The sequence below is a fragment of the Streptomyces sp. NPDC046335 genome, assembly GCF_055587985.1.
Genome location: NZ_JBVJFF010000010.1, coordinates 392,373 through 414,727, shown reverse-complemented (window position 1 = coordinate 414,727; position 22,355 = coordinate 392,373). Strand labels below are relative to the sequence as shown.

The window sequence follows — 22,355 nt, the reverse complement described above, 5'->3', positions numbered from 1 at the left end:
ATGCCTCTCAGCAGACGCCTCTTCATCGCCGCCGCCGTCGGTACGGCCGCCGTCGCCTCCAGCGGGCCGCTCGCAGTCGCCGCACCGGGCGGGCCCGCGCGCAGGGCGGTCCCCGAACCGTCGTTCCGCATCCCCGTCGGCCCCGACGACTCACCCGGGACGCTCGTCGCCAAGGCCGCTCGGGTGCGGCCCACGCCACGGCAGATCGCCTGGCAGAAGCTGGAGCAGACCGCGTTCCTGCACTTCGGCGTGAACACCTTCACCGGCCTGGAGTGGGGCACGGGGGACGAGGACCCGGACGTCTTCCAGCCGTCCGGCCTCGACACCGACCAGTGGGCCCGCGCCCTGCGCGACGGCGGCTTCCGGCTGGCCATCCTCACCGTCAAGCACCACGACGGCTTCGTCCTGTACCCCTCGCGCTACACCAGGCACTCGGTGGCGAGCAGCAGTTGGCAGGGCGGACGCGGGGACGTGCTGCGCTCCTTCGCCGACTCGCTGCGGCGGTACGGCATCAAGGTCGGCGTCTACATCTCGCCCGCCGACGAGAACCAGTACCTCGACGGCGTCTACGCCAACGGCAGCGCGCGCACCGCACGGACCATCCCCACCCTGGCCGACGGCGACGACCGGGCGGACAGCGCCCCGAGGACCTTCACGCTCGACGCCACCGACTACGGCGCCCACATGCTCAACCAGCTCTACGAGGTGCTCACCGAGTACGGGCCGGTCGACGAGGTCTGGTTCGACGGGGCGCAGGGCCGCATCCCGCCGGACAAGGTGGAGACGTACGACTGGGACAGCTGGTACACCCTGATCCGTGAGCTCGCCCCGGACGCCACGGTGGCCGTGCGCGGGCCCGACGTGCGGTGGGTCGGCAACGAGGGCGGGCTCGCGCGTGAGAACGAGTGGAGCGTCGTCCCCGTCAAGGACTCGGGCAACGGCAGCGTCGACTACGCCCTCAAGTACGACGCGCCCGACCAGGGCAGCCGCGAGGCGCTCGCCGAGGCGCGCTCCGTCGCCCAGTACCTCCAGTGGTGGCCCGCCGAGTGCGACGTGTCCATCAGGCCGGGGTGGTTCTACCACGCGGACCAACAGCCCAAGAGCGTCGATGAGTTGACGGACATCTGGTTCAGGTCCGTGGGGCGCAACTCCGTCCTGCTGCTCAACGTTCCGCCGGACAGGCGGGGGCTGCTGCCGGAGGCGGACGTGACGCGGCTGCGCGAGTTCCGCGAGCGGATACGGCGCGAGCTGCCCAAGGACCTCGCGCGCGGCTCCCGCCCGCGGCACGACCGTGACGCCGGCACGGTCACCGTCACTCTCGACCGGGCCCGCGAGGTCGACCGCATCCGCCTCGCCGAGGACATTCGGCACGGCCAGCAACTGGAGCACGCGGTCATCGAGGTCCGCGAAGGCCGGGGCTGGCGCACCGTGACCGAGGTCGACACGGTGGGCGCGAGCCGCGTGCTCACCCTGGCCGCTCCGGTGACGGCACGTACCTGGCGGCTGCGGGTCACGGGCGCCCGGCAGCGCGTGCGCGTCGCGGAGTTCGGTCTCTACCGCTCGGAGGCGTGACCGCGGGTGTGACCGCAGGCGTGACCGCGGGTGTGAGAGGCGCCGGAGCGGGGGCGCGTTGACAGGGGCGGGAACGGGTGACTGTAATGGTGCTCGTGCCGCGTGGCGCCGACCAAAGAGCAGTGGGCAGGTCGGCGGGCCGGGCGAGCACCTTCACTCAAGGACGACGCCGATGGATACGTCGTGAGTTCACACCCCGAGGCTTCCGCCTGAGCAGCGCGCCTTCGCGCGCCCCGGTCACGCCGACCTGTTCCGCGTGATCCGTCCTCCACCCTCCGCCGCGCTCGCCGCCGCCGACTTCCGCGCGTGCCGACGCGGTTCCAGTACCCGTACGGAGAACTGACACCGTCATGCCCACACCCTTCAACCAGTCCGTCGTCGAGGAGTTCCGCGCCAACGGCGGCAAGGTCGGCGGCCCCTTCGAGGGCGCCGAACTCCTCCTGCTGACCACCACCGGCGCGAAGTCCGGCAAGGCGCACACCACCCCGCTCGGCTTCGTCCGCGACGGTGACCTGCTGCTGATCGTCGGGTCCAACCTCGGTGCGCCGCACCACCCCGACTGGTACCACAACGTCCTCGCCCGCCCCACCGTGAGCGTCGAGCTCGGTAGCGCGGAGTTCCAGGCGATCGCCGTCCCCGCCGAGGGGGAGCGCCGCGACCTGCTCTTCGAGCGGGTGGTGGCCGCCGAGCCCGGTTACGCCGACTACCAGGCCGGCACCGACCGGGTCCTGCCGGTCGTCGCCCTGGAGCGGCCCGCCCACGAGGCCGACATCCCCGAGGAGGCGGGGAACTTCGCGGAGAAGATGGTGCAGGTGCACCTCTGGCTGCGCGGCCAGTTGCGGCACGTACGGGCCGAGACGGACGCGTACTTCGCGGCGCTCGCCGCGCATCAGGGCCCCGGGGCACCCCCGGCGCCGGGCCTCGGACTGCAGATCCGCCAGCACTGCCTGGCCTTCTGCGACGCCCTCGCGTTCCACCACACCAGTGAGGACGCGCACCTGTTCCCGGTGATGGCGGGCCACCACCCCGAGCTGCGCGACACCTTCGACCGGCTCGCGCGGGAGCACCGGGAGGTCGCCCGCATCCAGGGCCAGCTCACCGGACTCCTCGCCGGCCTCGGTGACGCGGACCCCGAGGCGTTCCGCGCCGAACTGGAGCGGATGTCCGACGAGCTGACCCGCCACCTCGACTTCGAGGAGGAGTCGCTGCTTCCGATCCTCGCGGGGCTGCCGTGGCCGCCGGTACCGCCCGCGGGGGAGTAGAGCGCGCCGCCGCTACCGCCGCACGGGCCCCGTGCTCTCCCTCTCGATGAGCCGCGGCAGCGGCACCTGCACCGTCGCCGCGGGCCCGTCGTCCAGGAGGGCGAGCAGTTCCCGGGCGGCGGTGCGGCCGAACGCCACCGTGTCCCGGGAGAGCGCGGTGAGCCAGGGGCGCACCATGCGGCAGAGCGCCGAGTCCTCCCAGGCCACGACCGACACGTCGGCAGGGACACCGAAGCCGAGGGAGGACGCGGCGGCGACACCGGCCACCGCCATGACGTCGTTGTCGTAGACGAGCGCGGTCGGCGGGTCGGCGGATTCGAGGACCCGTCGGGTCACGGCGTCGCCCTCCGCGTCGGAGTAGTCCGTGGTCACCGAGCGGACCCCGGACAGGCCGCGGCTCTCCGCCTCGGCGCGCAGGGTGCGGATGCGGCGCTCGGTGTGCGCGAGGCCTTCGAGGCCCGCGATGTGCACGATGCGGCGGTGCCCGAGCGCGTGCAGATGACCCACGACCGACGCCATCGCCCCGGCGTCGTCCGCCCACACCGTGGACAGCGAGGGGTGTCGGGCGTCCGGTTCGGGGACGCCGCCCGTGACCACCGCGGGCAGGCCCAGCTCGTCGAGGAGCGCGGGCCGGGGGTCGTCGGTGCGCGGGTCCACCACCAGGACACCGTCCACCCGGTGCTCGGCCCACCAGCGCCGGTAGACCGCGCACTCGGCGGCCACGTCCTCCACCACCTGGAACAACAGCCCCAGGTGCCGCTCGGCGAGCACTTCCTGGACGCCCGAGATGAGCTGGAGGAAGAACGAGTCGACGCCCAGCGTCGCCGCCGGGCGCGCCACCACCAGGCCCACCGTCGCCGAGCCCTCGCCGGACAGGGCGCGCGCGGCGGTGCTCGGCCGCCAGCCGAGCTGTTCGGCGACCCTGCGGACCCGGTCCCTGGTGATGTCGGAGACGCCGGGCCGGTCGTTGAGCGCGAAGGAGACGGCGCTCTCGGACACCCCCGCGCGGCGCGCGATGTCCTTCATGGTCGGCCTGCGCGCAGGTGACCGCTTGCCTTGCACCCCGTTGCCCCTTTCCTGGCGCCCGTGCACTAATGCGCTTGAGCGCTGTGACTCTAAAGCGCATTAGTCGATTGCCGCAAGACTTACAACACACGCACCTGACCAGGCCAGTTGACAGCAAGAGGCGACGAAGTGGAATTTTTCTGCCACGAATCCATTGACTTTGCGCCACCGCGCGATGCAGGGTCAGCCTCGGCGTGGATTGACCGGCTCTGACGGCCGCAGTCACCGCCGTCTCACGCTGGGCCGAGCAAAGGAGCCGTTTCACCGTGCGTATCTCCCGTAACCCCCGCAGAGCCGTCGCCGCGGGCGCCGTCCTCGCTGTCCTGCTGCCGCTGAGCGCCTGTGGCGACGGAGGCGACGGCGGCGGTTCGACCGACGCTTCGGGGAAGATCGAAGGCAAGATCACCTTCCAGACCTGGAACCTGAAGGCCAACTTCAAGCCCTACTTCGAGGGCGTGGTCGCGGAGTTCGAGAAGAAGTACCCCGACACCGAGGTGAAGTGGGTCGACCAGCCCGGTGAGGGCTACGCCGACAAGATCAGTGCCGACGCCGCCGCCGGCACGCTGCCCGATGTCGTGAACGTCTCGCCCGACCTCGTCGCCCCGCTGGCCAAGGCGGGCATCGCGCTCGACCTCGACAAGGCCGCGGGGAAGTACGAGAAGGAGTACCTCCCCGGCGCCTGGAAGAGCCACCAGATACCGGGCACGAAGGGCACGTACGCCTTCCCCTGGTACCTGAACACCGGGCCGCTGTTCTACAACAAGCGCCTCTTCAAGGACGCGGGCCTCGACGAGAACAAGCCCCCGAAGACGTACGACCAGCTCTTCGACCAGGCCCTGCACATCGCGAAGAAGAGCGACGGGGAGATCGCCACGCTCGCCAACGTCCCCACCATCGAGGACTTCGGGCGTTACGGCGTGCCCCTGATGAACGAGGAAGGCACCGGCTTCTCCTTCAACGACACCAAGGGCGTCGAGCTCCTCACGCGGTACAAGAAGCTGTACGACGCCAAGGCGCTCGACGGCCAGGCGCTGACCGCCACCCCCGAGTCGACCGGCAAGAAGTTCCTCACCGAGGCCGTGGCGATGAACCCCGGCAGCGCGCTCGACCTGGAGAAGTTCAAGAAGGACGCGCCGAAGCTGTACAAGAACATCGGCATCACCCCGCAGATCAGCAGCACCGGCAAGGACAACATGTACGTGATGGGCGTGATGGTGAACGCCCGCACCAAGCAGACGCCGGCCGCCGTCGCCTTCGCGCACTTCATCACCGACGCGCGGCACCAGATGGACTTCGCCAAGCAGGTCGCGATCTTCCCCAGCACCAAGGGCTCGCTCGACGACCCGTACTTCACCGAGCAGGACGGCAAGGAGGAGACCCGCGTCCGGGTGGCCGCCGCCAAGTCCGTCAAGACAGCCGTGAACTACACGCCCGTGCTGTTCAGCGAGCAGATGAAGATCGAGCTGCGCAACTCCGTCGCGAAGGCGCTCCAGGGCAAGGAAAGCCCGAAGGAAGCACTTGACAACGCTGTCAAGAACTGCGACCGGCTGCTCCAGCAGAGCTGAAGCCGGGCACTGAGCCGAGCCATGACCAGGGAACGCCAGCAATGAAGACACCTACCGCCACCCCAACCACGGACGCGAGCCGCGTCGCCGCCGAGCGCGGCGAGCGGCCCGCGCCCCGCGGGCCCGCCAAGATCAGGCGACAACTGCCCACCAGCCCCTGGCTGTTCGCCGCCCCCGGGCTCGGAATCGTCGCCGTCTTCATCCTCTATCCGTTCATCAGCACCCTCATCAACTCCACCACGGACAAGCGGACGCTGATGCCGGGCGAGTACGTCGGGCTCGCCAACTTCCGTGAGCTGCTGCACGACGACATGTTCTGGATCGGGCTGCGCAACAGCACGCTGTACGTCCTCGTGGTCGTCCCCGCGCTGGTCCTGCTGCCCCTGCTGCTCGCCATGCTCGTCCAGAAGCACATCCCCGGCATCACCTTCTTCCGGTCCGCCTTCTACACCCCGGTGGTCGCCTCGATCGTCGTCGTCGGACTGATCTGGGTGTGGATGCTGGACGAGCGGGGCCTGGTCAACGCGGTCCTGGAGGCGGTGGGCGTCGGCAAGATCGGCTTCCTCAGCGACCAGTGGCTGCTGTTGTTCAGCGCCATGGCCGTCACGGTCTGGAAGGGCCTCGGCTACTACATGATCATTTACCTGGCGGCGCTGGCCAACGTGCCGCGCGAGCTGCACGAGGCGGCGGCGGTCGACGGAGCGGGATCGGTGCGCCGCTTCCTCTCCGTCACCGTGCCCGCCGTGCGCTCCACCATGGTCCTCGTGGGCGCGCTCTCCTCGGTCGCCGCCTTCAAGGTGTTCTCCGAGGTCTACCTGATGGCGGGCCCCACCGGCGGGCCCGCGGGCGAGGACACCACGCTCGTGATGCTGGTGCAGCGCGTCGGCACCGGCCTGACCGGACGGGTCGGCTACGCCTCGGCCATCTCGGTCGTCGTCTTCGTCGTCACCGTCGCGCTCATGCTGCTCGTGCTGCGGGCGGACCGGAAGGAGGACGCGTGAGCACCACCGAGAAGGCCCCCGCGACGGCCGTCGAACACGGGTCGCGTCCGGAGCCGAAGCCCCGCCGCCGACGGATCACCGACGAGAACGGCCGCCGGATGCCCGTATGGGAGATCATCCTGCGCTACGGACTGCTGCTCGCCGTCCTCGCCCTGATGATCGGCCCCTTCCTCTGGCAGCTCTCCACCTCCCTGAAGGGCCCGCACGAGGACATCTTCAGCTCGCCGCCGAAGTTCCTGCCCTCCGACCCGACCCTCCACAACTACGAGCGGGTCGCCGACACCATCCCCGTGTGGGACTACGCGCTCAACTCGCTGAAGGTGGCCGCCGCCAACGTCGTCACCAACTGCGTCGGCGCCACCCTCGCCGGCTACGCCCTGGCGAGGCTTCGCTACCGCGGCCGCAAGGCGGCCACCGTCGTCTTCGTCCTGGCCATGCTGGTGCCGGTGGAGGGCATCATCATCGCCCAGTTCACGACCATGCGGGAGCTGGGCCTGAACAACACCCTCATCGGGGTGCTGCTGCCCGGCTGTGTGTCCGCGCTCAACGTCCTGCTGATGCGCAACGCCTTCCTCAACGTGCCCTACGAGATCGAGGAAGCCGCCTTCGTGGACGGCGCCAACGTCTGGCAGCGGTTCCTGCGGATCGCGCTGCCCGCCGTCAAGGGCACCCTCGCGGTCGTCGCCATCTTCGCCTTCATGGGCGCCTGGGACGACTTCCTCTGGCCGCTCATCGTGCTCAGCGACCCCGAGCGCTTCACGCTCACCATCGGCCTGAACTACCTCCACGGCACCTTCGCCAACGACGAACGCCTCGTCGCCGCGGGCACGGTCATCGCCGTGCTGCCGCTGATCGTCCTCTTCGCCTGCCTCCAGCGGTACTTCTTCCGCGGCGTCGGCGAGGGCGCGGTCAAGGGCTGACCGCCGCCGGCCTCCCGGGGCTGTCCCGCGCCACACCTCCCCCAGAACCAGGATCCGCATTGCCTTCCGCACCGCCTGCAAGGACGCCGCGTTTCGGCGCCAACTACACGCCCGCACAGGGGTGGTTCCACCACTGGCTCGACTTCGACATCGACGCGGTGCGCGCCGACCTCGACGCGGTGGCCGCCCTCGGCCTCGACCACGTCCGGGTCTTCCCGATCTGGCCGTACTTCCAGCCCAACCGCACCCTGATCCGCCCGCGCGCCGTCGAGCAGCTCGTCCAGCTCGCCGACGCCGCCGCCGAGCGCGGCCTCGACGTCAACGTCGACGGCCTCCAGGGCCACCTGTCCAGCTTCGACTTCCTGCCCGCCTGGACGCAGACCTGGCACCGGCGGAACATCTTCACCGACCCCGACGTGGTGGCCGGGCAGGCCGAGTATCTGCGGACGCTCGCCGCCGCGCTCGCCGACCGGCCCAACTTCATCGGCATGACCATCGGCAACGAGGTCAACCAGTTCTCCGCCGGACCCCACCCCGACCCCGACCGCATCACCCCCGAGCAGGCCGACGCCTGGCTGCGCACCGTCCTCGCCGCCTGCGAGGAGGGCGCCCCCGGCAAGCTGCATCTGCATGCCGAGTACGACGCCGCCTGGTACCAGGACGACCAGCCCTTCACCCCCGCCCAGGCCGCCGGGATCGGCGCGGTGACCGCCGTGCACTCCTGGGTGTTCAACGGCACGGCGCAGCGGCACGGGCGTACGGGCACGGCCACCCGTACCCACGCGGCGTACATGATCGAGCTCTCCAAGGCCTGGGCGGACGACCCGCGCCGGCCCGTCTGGCTCCAGGAGGTCGGCGCTCCCGCCCCGCTCATTCCCGCCGAGCACGCCGCCGCCTTCACCGAGGAGACGATCGCCGCCGCGCTCGACTGCCAGGACGTGTGGGGCGTGACGTGGTGGTGCTCCCACGACGTCTCGCGGGACCTCGCGGACTTTCCGGAGCTGGAGTACAGCCTGGGGCTCCTGAGCAATTCCGGGCAGGTCAAGCCCGCCGGGGCGGCCGTCGCGCGGATCGCCGCGGAGTGGCGGGGCCGTACGTACGACCCGGCGCCCCGGACCACCGCGGTCGTCGTGGACGACGCCTTGGAGCGGCGGTCCGAGTGTGCTCCGGGGGGAGCGGTGTTCGAGGCGTTCGCCCGCCTGGTGGCGGACGGTGTGCGCCCCGCGGTGGTCCTTGCCGGACGGGTGGCGGATCTCGGGTATCTCGCCGCGCGGGGCATCACGTCCGTTGTTCTTCCGGAGGAGGTCCGCTAGCCCCGTCACGAACGGGGCTCCGCCCCGGACCCCGCTCCTCAAACGCCGGAGGGGCTGAAAGCCAGCCGGCCGGCCCGCACCGAAGAAGTCGCACCTCCCCAGGAGATCCCTCATGCATGACGACCGCAGTCTCGTCGAAGCCCGCCTCAAGCGTGTTCTGGACGAGCGCATCAGGCCCGCCGTCTATCCCGCCTCCGTACCGCTCGACGTCGCCGTGTGGAACGCCCCCGGCGAACCCGTACCCGTGGCCGAGGGGCTCGCCGCCGAGCCGGTGGCGACCCGGGTGGGGGAGCGGTGGGGCGCGCCCTGGGGGACCAGTTGGTTCCGGGTGACCGGGACCGTGCCGAAGGAGTGGGCGGGGAAGACCGTCGAGGCGATCCTCGACCTCGGCTTCGACGAGAACATGCCGGGCTTCCAGTGCGAGGGTCTGGTGTACCGGCCTGACGGCACCCCGGTGAAGGGGCTGAATCCGCGCAACCAGTGGGTGCGCGTGGCCGCCCCCGCCGAGGGCGGCGAGGAGGTGCGGCTGCACATCGAGGCCGCCTCCAACCCCGTCATCCTCGACTACCACCCCTTCCTGCCCACCCAGCTCGGCGACAAGGAGACCGCGGGCAGCGAACCGCAGTACGAGCTGGCGCGCATGGACCTCGCCGTCTTCGACGAGACGGTGTGGCAGCTCGTCATCGACCTGGAGGTCCTCGGTGAGCTGATGCAGGAGCTGCCCGAGGACTCGGGGCGGCGCTATGCCATCGTGCGCGCGGTCGGCCGCGCGCTCGACGCCGTCGACCTCCAGGACGTGAACGGCTCGGCCGCGGCCGCGCGCGACCGACTCGCAGAGGTGCTCGCCACCCCCGCCGAGCCCTCCGCGCACCGCATCAGCGCCGTCGGCCACGCCCACATCGACTCGGCGTGGCTGTGGCCGCTGCGCGAGACGGTGCGCAAGGTGGCGCGTACGACGTCCAACATGACCGCGCTCATCGAGGACGAGCCCGACTTCGTCTTCGCCATGTCCCAGGCGCAGCAGTGGGCGTGGATCAAGGAGCACCGGCCCGAGGTGTGGGCGAAGGTCAAGAAGGCCGTCGCCGACGGGCGGTTCGTGCCCGCGGGCGGCATGTGGGTCGAGTCGGACACGAACATGCCGGGGTCCGAGGCGATGGCCCGGCAGTTCGTGCACGGCAAGCGGTTCTTCCTCGACGAGTTCGGCGTCGAGAACGACGAGGCGTGGCTGCCCGACACCTTCGGCTTCGCCGCGGGTCTTCCGCAGATCATCAAGGCGGCCGGCTCCAAGTGGCTGCTCACCCAGAAGATCTCGTGGTCGCAGACCAACCGCTTCCCGCACCACACCTTCAACTGGGAGGGCATCGACGGGACCCGGATCTTCACCCACTTCCCGCCCGTCGACACCTACAACTGCTCGATGAAGGGCAGCGAGATCGCCCACGCGGCGAAGAACTTCAAGGACAAGGGTGTGGCCCGGCACTCCCTCGCGCCCACCGGCTGGGGCGACGGCGGCGGCGGCACCACCCGCGAGATGATCGCCAAGGCCGCGCGGATGCGGGACCTGGAGGGCTCGGCGACGGTTCAGTGGGAGACGCCTGCGGAGTTCTTCGGGAAGGCCGAGGCCGAGTACCCCAACGCCCCCGTCTGGGTCGGCGAGCTCTACCTGGAGCTGCACCGCGCCACCCTCACCAGCCAGGCCGGCACCAAGCGGGGCAACCGCCACAGTGAGCACCTGCTGCGCGAGGCGGAGCTGTGGGCCGCGACGGCGGCGGTGCGGACCGGATACGCGTACCCCTACGAGCAGTTGGACCGCATCTGGAAGACGGTGCTGCTCCACCAGTTCCACGACATCCTGCCCGGCTCGTCCATCGCCTGGGTGCACCGCGAGGCCCGCGCCACGTACGCGGCGCTCGCGCAGGAGCTGACCGGCATCATCGACGAGGCGCAGCGCGCCCTCGCCGGTGAGGGCACCGCCGAGCTGGTCTTCAACTCCACGCCGCACAGCCGCGGCGGTGTGCCCGCGGGCGGCGCCGGGCGCGCGACGGTGGACGGGAGGTCGGCCGTCGCCGCGCGCGCGTCCGGCGGTTTCGTCCTGGACAACGGGCTGCTTCGGGTGGAGATCGACGGCCGGGGTCTGGTCGTCTCCGCGTACGATCTCGTCGCCGACCGGGAGACCGTCGCGCCGGGCCGGGCCGCGAACCTGCCGCAGGTCCACGCCGACTTCCCGAACATGTGGGACGCCTGGGACGTCGACGAGTTCTACCGCAACACCGTCACCGACCTCACCGACGTGGACGAGGTCGCGGCGGAGGAGGCAGCGGCGGGCGAGGGCGCGTCGGTGCGGGTGGTGCGCACCTTCGGTGACTCGCGCCTCACGCAGGTGCTCACGCTGGCACCCGGGGGCCGGCGCCTCGACATCGACACCGAGGTCGACTGGCACGAGACCGAGAAGTTCCTCAAGCTCGCCTTCCCGCTGGACATCCACGCCGAGCGGTACGCGTCGGAGACCCAGTACGGCCACTTCTACCGCGCGACCCACACCAACACGAGCTGGGAGGCCGCCAAGTTCGAGGCGTGCAACCACCGCTTCGTGCACATCGAGGAGCCCGGCTGGGGTGTCGCGCTGGTCAACGACTCGACGTACGGCCACGACGTGACCCGCGCGGTCCGCACCGAGGACGCGGGTACGACCACCACGGTCCGCGTCTCACTGCTGCGCGCCCCGCGTTTCCCCGACCCCGAGACCGACCAGGGCGTGCACCGCTTCCGGCACGCCCTGGTGCCGGGTGCCGCGATCGGCGACGCGGTGCGCGAGGGCTACCGCATCAACCTGCCCGAGCGCGGCCTCACCGGCGGCTCCGAGGTGGCGCCGCTGGTCACGGTCGACGACGACGCGGTGGTCGTCACGGCGGTCAAGCTCGCCGACGACGGCAGCGGCGACGTGGTCGTCCGCTTCCACGAGGCGCACGGAGGCCGGGCCAGGGCCACCCTGACGACGGGCTTCGAAGCGGCCTCGGTCGCGGTGACCGACCTGCTGGAGCGTCCGCTCGCGGACACCGCGGCGCCGGAGCTCACGGGCGGTGCGGTGGCGGTGCGGCTGCGGCCGTTCGAGCTGGTGACGCTGCGGTTCAGCAGGGGCTGAGGCGTAGGGCGCAACTGGAGCCCGGTCATCCGTCCAGTTGCGCCCGCAGCCACTCCTCCACCTCACCCACGTGCGCCGCCGCGGCGGCGCGGGCCGCCTCCGGGTCGCGGGCGACGAGGGCGCGGTGGATGCGGGCGTGTTCGCGGCGGGTGCGCTCGAAGGCGCCCTCTTCCTGGTAGCCGCGCCACACCCGCGCGCGGAACGTCTGCGAGGAGAGGCCGTCCAGGATCGCCGCCATCGTGTCGTTGCCCGCGGCGAGGGCGATCGTGCGGTGGAACGCCAGGTCGTGGGCGAGGATCTCCTCGGGATCGTCGGTGGCGTTCATCGCCGCCAAGTGCTTCTCCACATCGGCCAGTTGATCCGCCGAGATGCGCGCCGCGGCCAGCGAGGTCGCCGTGGACTCCAGGACCCGCCGCACCTCGAGGAGTTCCACGAGCCGGGGCCCGCGCGAGAAGTCGGCCACCACCCCGAAGGTCTCCAGGAGGTCTTCGGCCTCCAACTGCGTGACGTAGATGCCCGAACCATGGCGGGCCTCAAGGACACCCATCACCGTCAGCGCGCGGATCGCCTCGCGCATGGAGCTGCGGGAGATGCCGAGCTGCGCCGCCAGCTCCCGTTCCGTGGGCAGGCGCTGTCCAGGCTCCAGGCGGCCCTCGCCGATCAGCGCCTTGATCTGCTCGATGGCCCGTTGCGTCACGGTGCCCTTCTGCGGGGCGGGCTGGTCCACGTAACGCTCCTCCACTGGCCTGACCGGTACGGCGTGCGGCGCAGTCTAGCCAGAGATGTGGTCGGACCACTATGGCCTGAATACGGGAAAACTTGGCACCGAGGGGTGTTGTGGGCGCCAAGTGGTCTGATAAATATTCGCGTCAGCAGGTGACCAAGCCCGTCGAAGCTCGCCGATTCCCGTGCGATGAGGAGCCGTCAGATGGCCGGCAGGACAGTGCGCAACAGGCCCAGCAGGATGCGGACGTCACGGGCGGTGCGCGCCGCGGCCGCCGTTGCCTGCGCGTCCCTCGCGCTCGCCGCGTGCGGCAGTACGAAGGACAGCGCGGCGGGCGGCGGTGCGGGCGGCGGAGAGGGCGAGGTCGGGGTGATCCTGCCCCTGCTGACCTCGCCGTTCTGGCAGTCGTACAACGACTACGTGCCGAAGATGGCGAAGTCCGAGGACGTCGACGCGATGAAGACCGTCAACTCCAACAGCGATCCGTCCCAGCAGATCACCGACATCAACAACCAGCTCAACCAGGGCGTCAAGGGCCTCGTCGTGGCCCCCCTCGACAGCGCCGCCGTCTCCGCGGGCCTCGACCAGGCCGAGCGCAAGGGCGTGCCCGTGGTCGCCGTCGACGTCGCGCCGGAGAAGGGCAAGGTCGCGATGGTGGTGCGGGCCGACAACGTCGCCTACGGCGAGAAGGCCTGCGACTACCTCGGCAAGAAGGTCACGTCCGGCAAGGTCGTGCAGATCATGGGCGATCTCGCCTCCGTCAACGGCCGCGAGCGCTCCAAGGCCTTCCGCGACTGCGCCAAGAAGAAGTACCCGAAGCTCGACGTCCTGGAGATCCCCGCCAAGTGGGAGTCCGACACGGCCGCCTCCAAGCTGGACACCCTGCTCAACTCCGACCCCGACATCAAGGGCATCTACATGCAGGCGGGCGGGGTCTACCTCGCACCCACCCTCCAGACGCTCAAGTCCAAGGGGATGCTGAAGAAGGCGGGGGAGAAGGGCCACATCAGCGTCATCTCCAACGACGGCATCCCGCAGGAGCTCGACGCCATCCGCAAGGGCCAGATCGACGCCACCGTCTCGCAGCCGGCCGACGCGTACGCCAAGTACGGCATGTACTACATCAAGGCCGCGATGAACGGGAAGAAGTTCGAGCCGGGACCGACCGACCACGGCTCCGAGATCGTGAAGCTGCCCAGCGGCATCCTGGAGGACCAGCTCCCCGCGCCCCTGGTCACCAAGGAGAACGTCGACGACGCCGAGCTGTGGGGCAACACGGTCGAATGAGCGCGCACACGATGACCGCCCCGCTCGTCGAGGCGTCAGGGATAGCCAAACGGTACGGGCCCACCGTCGCGCTGCGGGACGGCCGCCTCACCGTCCTGCCCGGTGAGTCCCACGCCCTCGTCGGGCGCAACGGCGCGGGCAAGTCCACCCTCGTCACCATCCTCACCGGCCTCCAGGCGCCGGACGCGGGCACCGTCCGCTTCGACGGCGAACCCGCGCCGCCGCTCACCGACCGCGACGCCTGGCGCCGCAAGGTGGCCTGCGTCTACCAGAAGCCCACCGTCGTCCCCGAACTGACGGTCGCCGAGAACCTCTTCATCAACCGGCAGCCCGCGGGCCGCGGCGGCTTCATCAGCTGGCGCAGGCTGCGCGCAGAGGCCGCCGGGGTCCTCGACACCTGGGACGTGCGCGTCGACCCCGACGCGCGCACCGCCGACCTCAAGGTCGAGGACCGGCAGATGGTGGAGATCGCGCGGGCGCTGAGCTTCGGGGCGCGCTTCATCGTCCTCGACGAGCCGACCGCGCAGCTCGACAACCGGGAGATCGAACGCCTCTTCACACGCATGCGCGCCCTCCAGGAGTCCGGCGTCACCTTCCTGTTCATCTCGCACCACCTCCAGGAGGTGTACGAGGTGTGCCAGACCGTCACGGTGCTCCGCGACGCCCGCTGGATCACCAGCGCCCCCGTCGCCGAACTGCCGCGGGCCGCCCTGGTCGAGGCCATGGCGGGCGAGGCCATCGCCGGACAGGCCCTGGCCGAGGCGGCCGTCGCCCGCACCGGAGTCCCCGCAGACGCCCCCGTGATGCTCGACGTCACGGGCCTGACCAGCGAGACGTACGACGATGTCGACCTGACCGTCCGCAAGGGCGAGGTCGTCGGCCTCGCGGGGTCCAGCGGCAGTGGCAAGATCAACCTGGCCGAGAGCTTCGCGGGACTGCACACGCCGACGGCGGGCACCGCACGGCTCGACGGCCGGGCCCTGCCGTTCGGCGACGTGAGCGCCGCGCTGCGGGCCGGGGTCGGCTGCGTGCCGCGCGACCGGCACGGCCAGGGACTCGTCTTCTCCATGTCCATCGGGGACAACGCCACGATGAGCGTCCTCGACCGTCTCGGCCGGTACGGGTTCGTCGCCGCCGACAGCAAGCGCCGCTTCGCCGACGACCTGATCGACCGCCTCGACATCCACGCCGAGGGTCCCGACCAGCCGGTCTCCGACCTCTCGGGCGGCAACGCCCAGAAGGTGGTCATGGCCCGCGCCCTGGCCTCCGATCCCCGTCTCCTGGTCCTCATCAACCCCACCGCCGGGGTCGACGTGAAGTCCAAGGAGTCCCTGCTCGCCCGCATGGACAACGCCCGGCAGGACGGCACGGCGGTCCTCGTCGTCTCCGACGAACTGGACGACCTGCGCCGCTGCGACCGCGTACTGGTCCTGTTCCACGGCCGCGTGGTCGCGGAACACGCGGCGGGCTGGAACGACCACGACCTGATCGCGTCGATCGAGGGGGTGGGCCGGACCGGCCCCGACACGGACCCGGACACGGACCCCGAAAGGGGCGCGGGGCGCGCGACGAGCTTCCGCCGGCCGACAGCCGAACAACGAGGAGACGACCATGGCTGACATCAAGGCCCCCTCGGCCGCGAAGGCGGCCGCGCCCCCCGCGGGGCCGGGCGTCCGGCCCCGCGCGGCGAAGAGCGTCGCCCTGCGCCGCGCGCGCGAACTGGCCCTGGTGCCGGCCCTCGCCCTGCTCACGCTGCTCGGAGCGCTCCTCAACGACTCGTTCCTGACCGAGCGCAACCTCATCTCCATCCTCGGCGCCTCCGCCGCCCTCGCGATGGTCGTACTCGCCGAATCGCTCGTCCTGATCACCGGAAAGTTCGACCTCTCCCTGGAGTCGGTGGTCGGCATCGCGCCGGCGCTCGGCGCGCTCCTCGTCCTGCCCGCCGCACAGGCGGGGTTCGGCACGGAGCTGCCCGCCGCCGTGGGGCTCGCGGCGATCCTGCTGGTCGGCGCGGCGATCGGCGCGTTCAACGGCGTCCTCGTGGTGAAGCTCAAACTGAACGCGTTCATCGTGACGCTCGCCATGCTGATCGTCCTGCGCGGCCTGCTCGTCGGCGCCACCGAGGGCAAGACGCTGTTCGGCATGCCGGAGGCGTTCTACACCCTCGCCACCTCCACCTTCCTGTCCATCCCGCTGTCGGTGTGGCTCGCGGCGGCCGCCTTCGGCATCGCGGGGTTCGTCCTGAAGTACCACCGCGTGGGCCGCGCCCTGTACGCGATCGGCGGCAACCCGGACGCGGCACGCGCCGCCGGCATCCGCGTCGAGCGCGTCATGCTCGGCGTGTTCGTCGTCGCCGGGGCCCTCGCCGCGGTCGGCGGGCTCATGCAGACCGGCTACGTCGGCGCGATCAACGCCAACCAGGGCCAGAACATGATCTTCACGGTGTTCGCCGCCGCCGTCATCGGAGGCATCAGCCTGGACGGCGGCAAGGGAACCATGTTCGGCGCCCTCACCGGCGTACTGCTGCTCGGCGTCGTACAGAACCTGCTCACCCTCGCCCAGGTGCCGTCCTTCTGGATCCAGGCCATCTACGGCGGAATCATCCTGGTCGCCCTGATGATCGCCCGCGTCACGACGGGCCGTGCCCAGGACTGACTCCGCACCGTCCTGCCGCCTCCCCGCCCCTTTCCGGAAAGGCCTTCCGTGTCACCGACGCCCGCCCGCATCACCGCGGTCGACACCTACGACATCCGGTTCCCGACCTCACGGGAACTGGACGGATCCGACGCGATGAACCCGGATCCCGACTACTCCGCCGCCTACGTGGTGCTCCGCACCGACGCGGGCGACGGCATCGAGGGGCACGGCTTCACCTTCACCATCGGCCGCGGCAACGACGTCCAGGTCGCCGCGATCCGCTCGCTGCGCCACCACGTGATCGGCCGCGCCGTCGACGAGGTCTGCGCCGACCCCGGCACCGTCAACCGCGACCTGATCGGCGACAGCCAGCTCCGCTGGCTCGGCCCCGAGAAGGGCGTGATGCACATGGCGATCGGCGCGGTCGTCAACGCCGTCTGGGACCTGGCCGCCAAGCGCGCGGGCAAGCCCCTGTGGCAGCTCCTGGCCGACGCCGCCCCCGAGTGGCTCGTCTCGCAGGTCGACTTCCGCTACATCGCCGACGTCCTCGCCCCGCAGGAGGCCCTCGCCCTGCTGTGGTCGGGCCGCGAGGGCGCGGCGGCGCGCGAGGCGGCCCTGCGCGAGCGCGGCTTCCCCGGCTACACCACCTCGCCCGGCTGGCTCGGCTACAGCGACGAGAAGCTCACCCGCCTCGCCCGCAAGGCTGTCGCCGAAGGCTTCACCCAGATCAAGCTGAAGGTCGGCGCCGACCTCGCCGACGACATCCGCCGCTGCCGCACCGCCCGCGAGGCGATCGGCCCGGACATCCGCATGGCGATCGACGCCAACCAGCGCTGGAACGTCGACGAGGCGGTGCAGTGGACGCGCGCCCTCGCCGAGTTCGACCCGTACTGGGTGGAGGAGCCGACCAGCCCCGACGACGTCCTCGGCCATGCCGCGATCCGCGAGGCCGTCGCCCCGGTCAAGGTCGCCACCGGGGAGCATGTGCAGAACCGCGTCGTCTTCAAGCAGTTGCTCCAGGCCGGCGCCATCGATGTCCTCCAGATCGACGCGGCACGCGTCGGGGGAGTCAACGAGAACCTCGCGATCCTCCTGCTCGCCGCCAAGTTCGGCGTCCCCGTCTGCCCGCACGCGGGCGGCGTCGGCCTCTGCGAGCTGGTCCAGCACCTGTCGATGTTCGACTACGTGGCCCTCGCGGGCACCACCGAGAACCGCGTCATCGAGTACGTGGACCATCTGCACGAGCACTTCACCGACCCGGTCGTGATGCGCGAGGGCCACTACACGGCCCCGACCGCGCCGGGCTTCTCGGCGACGATGCGGGCGGAGTCGATCGCCGGGTTCACCTACCCGGGCGGCACGTTCTGGGCCGCCGACCTCGCACAAGACGCCCTCACACACGACGCCCTCACACCCGACAAGGGAGCAGCCGCATGACCGACTTCGAAGGGCTCAAGGCGCTGGTCACCGGCGGCGCCTCCGGCATCGGACGGGCCACCGCCGAACTGCTCGCCGAGCGCGGCGCCCACGTCGCCGTCCTCGACCTGAACCCGGGCGGCGTGGAGAAGCCGCTGCGCGCCTACACCGCCGACGTCGGCGACGACGGCTCGGTGCGGGCGGCGGTCGCCTCGGCGGCGGCCGACCTCGGCGGGCTCGACATCCTGGTCAACAACGCGGGCATTGGCGCCCAGGGCACCGTCGAGGACAACGACGACGCCCAGTGGCACCGCGTCCTGGACGTCAACGTCCTCGGTGTCGTCCGCACCACCCGTGCCGCCCTGCCCCACCTGCGCTCATCGGCGCGGGCGGCGATCGTCAACACCTGCTCCATCGCCGCGACCGCGGGCCTCCCGCAGCGCGCGCTGTACTCGGCGTCCAAGGGAGCGGTGCTCTCCCTGACCCTCGCGATGGCCGCCGACCACGTACGGGAGGGGATACGCGTCAACTGCGTCAACCCCGGCACCGTGGACACCCCGTGGGTCGGCCGCCTGCTGGACGCGGCCCCCGACCCCGCCGCCGAACGGGCCGCGCTGGAGGCCCGCCAGCCCACCGGGCGCCTGGTGACGGCCGCCGAGGTCGCGGGCGCCATCGCCTACTTGGCGAGCCCCCTGTCCGGCGCCACCACCGGCACCGCGCTCGCCGTCGACGGTGGCATGCAGGGACTGCGCCCGCGGCCGGTGGCCCGGTGAACGCCCTGGCCCGGCGGCCCCTCGGCCACAGCGGCGTCGAGGTGAGCGAGCTGTCCTTCGGGGCCGCGGGCATCGGCAACCTCTACTCGCCCGTCACCGACGCACAGGCGGCCACCGCCCTGGACCACGCCTGGAACGCGGGCATCCGCTACTTCGACACTGCCCCGCACTACGGCCTCGGTCTCTCCGAGCGCAGGCTGGGCGAGGCGCTGCGCGGCCGGGACCGCTCCTCGTACGTACTCTCCACGAAGGTCGGGCGGCTCCTTGAGCCGGTCGGTGAGGTGCGCGGCGACGACCTCGCCGACGGCGGCTTCGCGGTGCCCGCCACGCACCGCAGGGTCTGGGACTTCAGCGCGGACGGCGTGCGGCGCTCGATCGAGGCGAGCCTGGAGCGGCTCGGCACGGACCGTGTCGACGTCGTCTTCCTGCACGACCCCGACCACCACGAGGAAGAGGCCTTCAGGGAGGGCTATCCGGCCCTGGAGAAGCTGCGCTCCGAAGGCGTGGTGGGCGCGATCGGCGCTGGCATGAACCAGGCGGAGATGCTCACCCGCTTCGTCCGCGACACCGATGTCGACGCCGTTCTCTGCGCGGGGCGCTACACCCTCCTCGACCACGGGGCCCTCGCCGGACTGCTGCCCGCGGCCCAGGAGCGGGGCGTGTCCGTCGTCATCGGCGGCGTCTTCAACTCCGGTCTGCTCGCCGACCCGAAGCCGGGCGCGCGGTTCGACTACACGGAGGCGCCGCCTGACCTCCTGCGCCGCGCCCGGGCGCTGGCGGCCCTCGCCGAGCGGCACGGCAGCACGCTGCGCGCCGCTGCGCTGGCCTTCCCGTTCGGGCACCCGGCGGTCGCGAGCGTGCTCGTCGGCATCCACGAACCCGGGCAAGTCCTGGACGTGGCACGGCAGTTCGCCGCGGAGGTGCCCGCCGGATTCTGGCGGGAAGCCCGCGCGGAAGGGCTGCTGCCGGACGAGGTGCCCGTACCCGGGGAGACAGGAGAGGCCCGCCCATGAGGATCGCCCTGCACACCAAGGTCCGCGCCGACCGCGTCGAGGAGTACGACGCCGCCCACCGCGAGGTACCCGCCGAACTCATCGCGGCGATCCGCGCCGCGGGCGCCCGTTCCTGGACGATCTGGCGCAGCGGCACCGACCTCTTCCACCTCCTGGAGTGCGAGGACTACGCCCGGCTGCTCGCCGAACTGGAGAAGCTGCCGGTCAACGTCGCCTGGCAGGCGCGCATGGACGCACTCCTCGACGTCGCGCACGACTACTCCGCCGAGGGCACCGACGCCGGTCTCCCCGTGGTGTGGGAGCTGCCGTGAGCGCCCTGCGCGGGACGGGCCCGCTCGTCGACGCCCACCACCATGTGTGGGACCTCTCCGTGCGGGACCAGGACTGGATCACCGGCGCGGCCCTCGCGCCGCTGCGCAGGAACTTCTCCCTGGCCGACCTCGCCGCCGAGACCCGCGCGGCCGGGGTCGGCGCCACGGTCCTCGTGCAGACGGTGACGGTGGCCGAAGAGACCCCGGAGTTCCTCGCCCTCGCGGCGGACTACGACCTCGTGGCGGGCGTCGTCGGCTGGACGGACCTGACCCGCCCCGACGTGGCCGATGCCCTGGCCCGCCTCCGCGAACTCCCCGGCGGTCACCGCCTTGTGGGCATCCGCCACCAGGTGCAGGGCGAGCGGGACCCCGAGTGGCTGCTGCGGCCCGACGTGCGCAGGGGCCTCGCCGCCCTCGCCGACGCGGGGCTCGCCTACGACCTCGTGGTGCTGCCCCACCAGCTCCCGTCCTGCGCCAGGGCGGCCCTCGACCACCCCGGGCTCACCTTTGTCCTCGACCACCTGGGCAAGCCGCCCATCGCCGCGGGCGCCCTTGAGCCCTGGGCCTCCGCGGTCCGCGCGCTCGCCGCCGGGCCCAACACGGTCTGCAAGCTCTCCGGCATGGTGACCGAGGCCGACCACGAGAGGTGGACTGTGGACGACCTGCGGCCGTACGCGGACACGGTCCTGGACGCCTTCGGGCCCGAGCGGCTGATGTTCGGCTCGGACTGGCCGGTCAGTCTGCTCGCCGCCTCGTACGGCGAAGTGCTGGCTGCGGCCGAGCTGCTGACGCGCTCCCTCGGCGCCGACGAGCGCGCCGAGGTCTTCGCCGGCACGGCCCGCCGCGTCTACGGCCTGCCCGGCGGCTGAGAAGACGTGCTCAGCCGGGTCGGCGCCAGGAAGTCACGGACGTACGTGCGCTCCCAGCAGGCGCCCGTGGCGCGCAGCTCGCGCCAGGTCGTGTAGCGGTAGCGGTACAGCCGGGCTCGGATGAACCTCGGGGGCGCCTCGGCCGGGAACGGGGAGCTGCGCAGCAGCCGCAGCGTGTCGCGGTCGCCTTCGAGCAGCCGCTCCACCATCGGTCCGAACCACGCCCTCGCGTACGCGGGGGAGAGCCCGGCGAACCACATCATCCAGTCGAGCCGCAGGTGGTACGGGGCGAACTGGCGCGGCCAGCGGTGCACGTCGCCCGGTTTCCCCTTGAACTCGTAGGCCCGCCAGTCGCCGTCCTCGCGCGCCACCGCGTCCGCCGTGCCCTCGACCACGATCTCCTGGCGGACGCGGTTGACGCTGCCGAACGCGCCGTAGGAATTGACGAGATGGAGCGAGTCGAAGGAGGTGTTCATGACCTGCCGCCGGGAGAGAAGGTTGCGGACCGGGCGGTGGCTCAGCGTGAGGAGCAGCGCGGAGACGGCGATGACCACCACCTCGTACCAGAGCGGGGTGGCGGGGTAGGGCCCGTGCGCGCGCAGGCCGGAGAGGTCGAGGGCGGGGACCGCGAGCACGATGGTGATCCAGTTCAGCCAGGCGAAGTTGCCGGAGAGGACCAGCCAGAGCTGGGTGACGATCATGAGGAGCGCCGCGGCCGTCGCCACCGGCTGCGGGGTGAACAGCAGGAACGGCACGGCGAGCTGGGTGACGTGGTTGGCCGCCGCCTCCATCCGGTGCACGGGCTTCGGCAGATGGTGGAAGAACCAGCTCAGCGGCCCCGGCATCGGCTGCGTCTCGTGATGGAAGTACAGGCAGGTCAGCTTCCGCCAGCACGCGTCGCCGCGCATCTTGATCAGCCCGGCGCCGAACTCGACGCGGAACAGCACCCAGCGGAGCAGGAAGAGCACCAGGACGGGCGGGGCGACCTCTTCGTTGCCGAGGAACACCGCGAGGAAGCCCACCTCCAGGAGGAGCGACTCCCAGCCGAAGCCGTACCAGGTCTGCCCCACGTTGACGATGGACAGGTACAGCGCCCACGGCAGCAGCCACAGCAGCATCGCGCCCCACAGCGGCAGCAGGCCGTCGATGCCCGCCAGGAGCGCCACCGCCGTCGCGCAGCCCGTCCACGCGCAGAGCGCGAAGAACCGGTCCGAGTAGTGGAGCTGGAACAGGCTCGGCGCCCGCTTGAACGGCACCCGCGCGACGAACCTCGGCACCGGCAGCATGCCGCGCTCCCCGAGGAGCGCCCGGAACTGGAGGGCGGCCCCCAGGAACGCCACCAGATACATCACGGCCAGAGCCCGCTGGAAGACCAGGCGGCTCAACCCGTACGCGTCAGCCGTGAACCATTGCACGCCTCCATTGTGGCGTCGGACGGCGGTCGACAACCGGTCAGGCGGCGGTCGGCGGTGTCGTGCCGATCGG

18 protein-coding genes are annotated in these 22,355 nt (G+C 71.4%); 15 read left to right on the top strand and 3 right to left on the bottom strand.

What is annotated here, in order from left to right; genetic code table 11:
* On the top strand, positions 1 to 1,572 hold the full coding sequence (locus tag ACZ6JY_RS25930) for an alpha-L-fucosidase (protein ID WP_469199355.1): 1,572 nt from the start codon (positions 1 to 3) through the stop codon (positions 1,570 to 1,572).
* A gap of 350 nt (positions 1,573 to 1,922) precedes the next feature.
* Positions 1,923 to 2,834: a nitroreductase/quinone reductase family protein gene (locus ACZ6JY_RS25925; protein ID WP_469199353.1), complete on the top strand. Its 912-nt coding sequence runs from the start codon at positions 1,923 to 1,925 to the stop codon at positions 2,832 to 2,834.
* Between the two features lie 12 nt (positions 2,835 to 2,846).
* Here ACZ6JY_RS25925 and ACZ6JY_RS25920 read toward each other — a convergent pair whose 3' ends face one another.
* Complete coding sequence (locus tag ACZ6JY_RS25920) at positions 2,847 to 3,860, bottom strand: LacI family DNA-binding transcriptional regulator (RefSeq protein WP_469199351.1); 1,014 nt, start codon at positions 3,858 to 3,860, stop codon at positions 2,847 to 2,849.
* Between the two features lie 305 nt (positions 3,861 to 4,165).
* Between ACZ6JY_RS25920 and ACZ6JY_RS25915 the strand changes: the two genes are divergently transcribed.
* The 5 genes from ACZ6JY_RS25915 (at position 4,166) to ACZ6JY_RS25895 (ending at position 11,840) form a co-directional block, all read left to right on the top strand.
* Positions 4,166 to 5,464 carry an extracellular solute-binding protein gene (locus ACZ6JY_RS25915; protein ID WP_469199349.1) on the top strand — a complete coding sequence of 433 codons (1,299 nt, stop codon included), beginning with the start codon at positions 4,166 to 4,168 and terminating at the stop codon, positions 5,462 to 5,464.
* Between the two features lie 41 nt (positions 5,465 to 5,505).
* Positions 5,506 to 6,465: a carbohydrate ABC transporter permease gene (locus ACZ6JY_RS25910; protein ID WP_469199347.1), complete on the top strand. Its 960-nt coding sequence runs from the start codon at positions 5,506 to 5,508 to the stop codon at positions 6,463 to 6,465.
* Complete coding sequence (locus ACZ6JY_RS25905) at positions 6,462 to 7,385, top strand: carbohydrate ABC transporter permease (protein ID WP_469199345.1); 924 nt, start codon at positions 6,462 to 6,464, stop codon at positions 7,383 to 7,385. The genes ACZ6JY_RS25910 and ACZ6JY_RS25905 overlap by 4 nt, the downstream gene beginning before the upstream one ends.
* Positions 7,386 to 7,444: 59 nt before the next feature.
* Positions 7,445 to 8,698 carry a glycoside hydrolase 5 family protein gene (locus ACZ6JY_RS25900; RefSeq protein ID WP_469199343.1) on the top strand — a complete coding sequence of 418 codons (1,254 nt, stop codon included), beginning with the start codon at positions 7,445 to 7,447 and terminating at the stop codon, positions 8,696 to 8,698.
* 112 nt (positions 8,699 to 8,810) lie between these two features.
* A complete protein-coding gene (locus tag ACZ6JY_RS25895; protein WP_469199341.1) occupies positions 8,811 to 11,840 on the top strand; it encodes an alpha-mannosidase in 3,030 nt (1,009 codons plus the stop codon).
* Between the two features lie 25 nt (positions 11,841 to 11,865).
* Here the strand turns inward: ACZ6JY_RS25895 and ACZ6JY_RS25890 are convergent, their stop codons facing one another.
* The gene (locus tag ACZ6JY_RS25890; RefSeq protein ID WP_469199339.1) at positions 11,866 to 12,567 is read right to left on the bottom strand and encodes a FadR/GntR family transcriptional regulator; all 702 of its coding nucleotides are present in this window, start codon (positions 12,565 to 12,567) and stop codon (positions 11,866 to 11,868) included.
* Positions 12,568 to 12,768: 201 nt separating this feature from the next.
* Here ACZ6JY_RS25890 and ACZ6JY_RS25885 point away from each other — a divergent pair, with 201 nt between their 5' ends.
* Genes ACZ6JY_RS25885 through ACZ6JY_RS25850 form a run of 8 tightly spaced genes read left to right on the top strand, consistent with a single transcriptional unit; the run spans position 12,769 to position 20,870 of the window.
* Positions 12,769 to 13,851 (top strand): sugar ABC transporter substrate-binding protein, encoded by a 1,083-nt coding sequence (locus ACZ6JY_RS25885; RefSeq protein WP_469199337.1) that lies wholly within the window; start codon positions 12,769 to 12,771, stop codon positions 13,849 to 13,851.
* Positions 13,852 to 13,862: 11 nt separating this feature from the next.
* On the top strand, positions 13,863 to 15,470 hold the full coding sequence (locus ACZ6JY_RS25880) for a sugar ABC transporter ATP-binding protein (RefSeq protein ID WP_469199335.1): 1,608 nt from the start codon (positions 13,863 to 13,865) through the stop codon (positions 15,468 to 15,470).
* Positions 15,463 to 16,506 carry an ABC transporter permease gene (locus ACZ6JY_RS25875; protein WP_469199332.1) on the top strand — a complete coding sequence of 348 codons (1,044 nt, stop codon included), beginning with the start codon at positions 15,463 to 15,465 and terminating at the stop codon, positions 16,504 to 16,506. Before ACZ6JY_RS25880 ends, ACZ6JY_RS25875 begins: the two co-directional genes overlap by 8 nt.
* Positions 16,507 to 16,554: 48 nt before the next feature.
* Positions 16,555 to 17,925, top strand: coding sequence for an L-fuconate dehydratase (locus ACZ6JY_RS25870; protein ID WP_469199330.1), 1,371 nt, complete (start codon positions 16,555 to 16,557; stop codon positions 17,923 to 17,925).
* Positions 17,922 to 18,677: an SDR family NAD(P)-dependent oxidoreductase gene (locus ACZ6JY_RS25865; protein WP_469199328.1), complete on the top strand. Its 756-nt coding sequence runs from the start codon at positions 17,922 to 17,924 to the stop codon at positions 18,675 to 18,677. Before ACZ6JY_RS25870 ends, ACZ6JY_RS25865 begins: the two co-directional genes overlap by 4 nt.
* Positions 18,674 to 19,690, top strand: a complete 1,017-nt coding sequence (locus ACZ6JY_RS25860) for an aldo/keto reductase (RefSeq protein WP_469199326.1) — start codon at positions 18,674 to 18,676, stop codon at positions 19,688 to 19,690. Before ACZ6JY_RS25865 ends, ACZ6JY_RS25860 begins: the two co-directional genes overlap by 4 nt.
* Positions 19,687 to 20,001, top strand: a complete 315-nt coding sequence (locus ACZ6JY_RS25855) for an L-rhamnose mutarotase (protein ID WP_469199324.1) — start codon at positions 19,687 to 19,689, stop codon at positions 19,999 to 20,001. Before ACZ6JY_RS25860 ends, ACZ6JY_RS25855 begins: the two co-directional genes overlap by 4 nt.
* Positions 19,998 to 20,870: an amidohydrolase family protein gene (locus ACZ6JY_RS25850; RefSeq protein ID WP_469199322.1), complete on the top strand. Its 873-nt coding sequence runs from the start codon at positions 19,998 to 20,000 to the stop codon at positions 20,868 to 20,870. Before ACZ6JY_RS25855 ends, ACZ6JY_RS25850 begins: the two co-directional genes overlap by 4 nt.
* Here the strand turns inward: ACZ6JY_RS25850 and ACZ6JY_RS25845 are convergent.
* Positions 20,849 to 22,285 carry a lipase maturation factor family protein gene (locus ACZ6JY_RS25845; RefSeq protein ID WP_469199320.1) on the bottom strand — a complete coding sequence of 479 codons (1,437 nt, stop codon included), beginning with the start codon at positions 22,283 to 22,285 and terminating at the stop codon, positions 20,849 to 20,851. The genes ACZ6JY_RS25850 and ACZ6JY_RS25845 overlap by 22 nt on opposite strands.
* Positions 22,286 to 22,355 lie beyond the last annotated feature (70 nt).